Source organism: Lacinutrix himadriensis (assembly GCF_001418105.1).
GTDB classification, from domain to species: domain Bacteria; phylum Bacteroidota; class Bacteroidia; order Flavobacteriales; family Flavobacteriaceae; genus Oceanihabitans; species Oceanihabitans himadriense.
The window spans coordinates 1-4,432 of the sequence record NZ_LIQI01000009.1 but is presented as its reverse complement, the minus strand read 5'-3'; the positions used below and the strand labels follow the sequence as shown (position 1 = coordinate 4,432).

Annotated in this window: 6 protein-coding genes; all 6 read left to right on the top strand. The window is 30.5% G+C overall.

The window, feature by feature from the left end; genetic code table 11:
* Nucleotides 1-232, top strand: a 232-nt coding sequence (locus AMD28_RS02155; protein WP_152975522.1) for an integrase core domain-containing protein, incomplete at its 5' end; no start/stop codon positions are given.
* Between the two features lie 54 nt (nt 233-286).
* Complete coding sequence (locus tag AMD28_RS02150) at nt 287-970, top strand: hypothetical protein (RefSeq protein ID WP_055442528.1); 684 nt, start codon at nt 287-289, stop codon at nt 968-970.
* A 133-nt stretch (nt 971-1,103) separates the two neighbouring features.
* Nucleotides 1,104-2,882: a WG repeat-containing protein gene (locus AMD28_RS02145; protein ID WP_161804611.1), complete on the top strand. Its 1,779-nt coding sequence runs from the start codon at nt 1,104-1,106 to the stop codon at nt 2,880-2,882.
* Nucleotides 2,883-3,116: 234 nt separating this feature from the next.
* Nucleotides 3,117-3,422 (top strand): hypothetical protein, encoded by a 306-nt coding sequence (locus tag AMD28_RS02140; RefSeq protein ID WP_152975521.1) that lies wholly within the window; start codon nt 3,117-3,119, stop codon nt 3,420-3,422.
* Nucleotides 3,422-3,739 (top strand): hypothetical protein, encoded by a 318-nt coding sequence (locus AMD28_RS02135; RefSeq protein WP_055442525.1) that lies wholly within the window; start codon nt 3,422-3,424, stop codon nt 3,737-3,739. The genes AMD28_RS02140 and AMD28_RS02135 overlap by 1 nt, the downstream gene beginning before the upstream one ends.
* Before the next feature lie 450 nt (nt 3,740-4,189).
* Nucleotides 4,190-4,432, top strand: a 243-nt coding sequence (locus AMD28_RS02125) for a transposase (RefSeq protein ID WP_055442521.1), incomplete at its 3' end; no start/stop codon positions are given.

The window sequence follows — 4,432 nt, the reverse complement described above, 5'->3', positions numbered from 1 at the left end:
AAAAAAAAAGATAGATATTAGTATGACTGAAGAAAATCATTGCTACGAAAATGCGATGGCAGAACGCGTAAACGGAATACTAAAAGACGAATTTTATCTCGATCAAACCTTTGAAAACGTAGCACACGCAAAGAGAGCTGCAAAAAGTGCAATTAATTTATACAATGAAGTAAGATTACATTTATCTTTAGACTATAAAACACCTAATATGGTATACAAATTATCAGCGTAAAATCAATTTTAACCTGTAGCCGTATTTCAGGACAAGACATTTAACCAAAACGAAATGATAGATTTTAAAGTACCAAGATTTTGGGTAAAAAATAAAGGTGGAGGAAGTCATTATCCAAAAGAAATCGAAAACTGGTTTTCCGAAGATTTTGATAATTACTTCATTTATCATCATCCAATATTAATTGATTTGGATATTCAAAAAGGACTAAAATCTTCTCGTGACGAATTTGGGAGACCTAAAAATAAGCGTGTTCTGACATTTGAACAATTTAAAACGGAATTTTTTAAAGATGGAGAAAATTTCAAAGACTATTCTGAATACGTTATGCACCAAGTCCGAAATAAAGACACACGACCAAAATATTTGTGGGGAAGTGAAGAAGGTTCTGGAATGTATTATAAAGACATAATTCCTTTATTAAAAGTTTTTGACTCTACTCTTCAAGCAGAAGTGTATTCTCATTATGACATTTTGAGAAAAATAAGAGGAAATGTTGAGAACGACAATTTACCTTCTTTTTGTTTGACAAGAATGGAGACAATTCAAATTGTTGCCTCAAGTTTTTCGAATCTATCGCCTGAATTTGTACTTGAAAAGAATAAAAGATGGTGTTTTACGACACTTTATGATGATTGTAAAACAGCAATTGGTTGCGACAATGAAACCGCTGAAAAATTAATAAAATACAAACATTTAGGAATTGAAAAAATAAAAACTGTACACAACATCGCATAAAAATAATGCGTAGATTAGTGCTTAAACAATGAATAGTGCACTTTTGTTACATCTGATTTTCCTGCGGAAAATCCTCGCACACAAAACCGCACTATTTTTATACGTAACCGTTAGCAACAAGGCAAGACAAACATTGAGAACATTAATAAACATATTGATTATCCTAACGCTTCTGATTTCTTGCAAATCACCTAAGGAGGAATCTAATGCGACTGAATCTCAAACTTACAAACGAATTGGCAATAACGGGTTTGTAAATCAAAAAGGAGATACAATTATTTCTACGAACATATACAAATTTTTAAACCCAATTGATGACGAGAATATGATATTTGCTCAGCTCAAAAATGGAAAATATGGGTTTATAAATATTCATCAAGACACATTGATTAGTTTTATATACGATGATATGGGAGTTTTTGGTCAAGGACAACTTGCGCCAGCGAATTTTAATGGAAAATATGGATATATAAATCGCAAAGGAGAAGTTAAAATACCTTTTCAATACGAAAATGAAAGTTATTTCTATAATTCTGGTTTAGCAATCGCTAAAAAAGAAGGGAAATTTGGTTTCATAAATATGAAAGGAGAAGAAATAATCCCGATTGAATTTGAAACTGTTGACCAATCAATGTACGACACAATAGTTCTTGCTTCAAAAAATTCAAAATGGGCTTTTTATTCAAAAAAAGGTGTCAGGAAAACTGATTTTAAGTATGATGAAGTTGTTGAGACTTACATTGAAGTTGACGGAATAACGAAAAGCACATTATTTGGGAATGGTTTAGTTTTAGTTAAAGCAGAAAATAAAACGGCATATATAAATAATGATTTAGAAGAGATTGTTCCATTTGGAACTTACGAAATAGCAAAACCTTTCCAAAACGATTTAGGGATTGTTTACAATAATGGAAAATATGGAATTATCAACACTCTAGGTGAAGTTGTTATACCAATAAAGAATGATTTTATCGAACATCCATCAGAATATTCAAATGAATCTGAACTTTTTGCAATCCGAAAGGGAAATAATATTCAACTATTGGACAAAACAGCAAAACCAATAACCGATTTTGACATCAAAGAATATGAATGGGATAGTTATAAAGGCGAAGAATCATACCAAAGATATTTTGTTTTAACTAAAAGTTCTGGAATGACAGGAACTGTTTCTGACAAAGGAATAAGAGAAATACCTTTTGAATACGAAAAAATCGAACCATTTGATGGAAGGTCAGTTACATACGCTAAACAGAATGGTAAATTTGGTTTAATAGATTATTTAGGTAACGTTCAATATCCTTTCGAATTTGATGAAGTTATTTCAGGTCGTTACTCTGATTACTTCATTGCAAATAAGTTAGGCAATTATGGTATGATAGATAAAAATGGTAATCAAATAATTTCATTTAATTATGAGAATATTACGCCCACTTTTTATGGCAAGAGTAAAAGTTTTATCGTTCAGAAAAATGGACTATTTGGAGTAATTGACCTTAAAGAAAATTTTATCATACCTATAGAATATGAAGAAATATCCAATTGGGTTGAGTATGGTCCAGAAGAACATTTTATAACCAAAAATGGTAAAAAAGGATTAATTAGTAGAGATGGTAAATTAGTTATTCCGCCAGAATATGATGAGATTTTTGTTGATAATTCTAAACTAATTAAAGTAGAGAAAAATGGTCTATTCGGAACGGTAAATTGGAAAAACGAAATAATTCACCCAATTGAATACAAACAAATATTATGGGAATGGCCATATCTAACAAATAAAGAATTGGATACTGTCTATTTAAAAAGGAGCGGAAAATACATATCAACTGATACGAAAGGAAAAGTATTAAAAGAAAATGTTAGTAAAAAACTGATTGACGAAAAATTCGGGTATATATTAAATTACCGATAAAGCCCAGTTGCTAACAACGTATATGAAAAATAGCGCGAGTCTTTGCCAACACGAAGGTTCGGGCATTTTTAGGAAGTCGCCAAATTTTTAAATTTGACGATTTCCCGGCAACTAAAATAATTAGTAAAATTTAAAAATTTGGCTTGTGTTTCATCCGAAAATTATCGCTTATTTTCAGCGCTACTTTTCATATACAAGACCGTTACCCAACATTTGACCAAACCATTGAACATATTGCTTAAAAATATAAATTGGACTAAAAAAAGCGGAATTCTGATTATCGGAATTTGTTTAAGCGCAATGCTTTTAAAATATTTAGTTCAACCTTACAGAGGAACTTGGATTTACCAATATGGAAGTATGATTTCATTACTTGTTTTCTATGGTGGAATTTTATGGTCGTTTATTAACACAATACTTTTATTTTCAAAACATAAAGCTGAATTCAAAAATAATATGATTTGGATTTTTTTAAGCGCAATTCCATTTTTATATATTGGAATAATGATGACAATTGCAATGACTAAAACCATTGAATAATGTTCTGGAATAAAAAGAAAAAACGAATAGAAAAAATTGAACTGACAGAAAACGGATTTCAAGTCAATTTAGATGGAAAAATCACTCAATTCCAATGGACAGAAATTGAAAAACTGACTGGTTTTCTATTCGGACGAATTACTTATGACGATGTTTGTTTACAAATCGAATCTGAAAATGAAACTGCTGTGATATCCGAAGAATTTGATGGTTGGAGAATGTTTATGACGGAATTATATAAGCAGATTCCCGAACTGAATGAAGAATGGGAAAGAATAATGTATAATCCACCATTCGAAAGAAAAGAAACGGAATAAAAACGTTGGGTAACGACGTTTACTTTTATTTCAAAATAAAATTTTCTGTTATAATAATTAATTTACAATGATTGAATTTATATTTCAATTTTTCCTTGAGGTTATAATGGTAATGCCAGGAGCCTTTATAAGATGGGTTTTTCTGCATAAAACTCAATCATTCAAGGATATTCTCAATGAAGATAATGCGTATAATTATATATTAAGTTTTTGTTTTATTGTACTTATAGTAGTTATCATAGTAAATTCATAGAAAATACAATAAACGTTGGGTAACAACGTGTATCATTAATTGCTAGGTTCACGCCTACTTGGAAAATTCCTTTGGAATTTTCTCTGGTTAGTTTTTGTTTACTAAATTGGTTCCTTAAATACGCAACTAATCATACACGAACACGTTGGCAACTATAATGACCCGTCCTAAAATAAGGCTACATAATTTTAAACATTATGTACAGAAATGACAAAGTAATTAGACGTTACAGCGAACCTTTTAAATTAAAAATTTTAGCCGAACTTACAACCGGAAAACACACAAAGAGCGAACTTTGTAAACTCTACTCTATCGCACCTACAACTGTTAACGAGTGGATTAAAAAGTACAATCGTAAAGACTTAATGAACACCAGAGTAAAAGTGGAAACGAAAGACGAAATATCTAGAATTAAGGCACTTCAAAAAGAGGTTGAACTG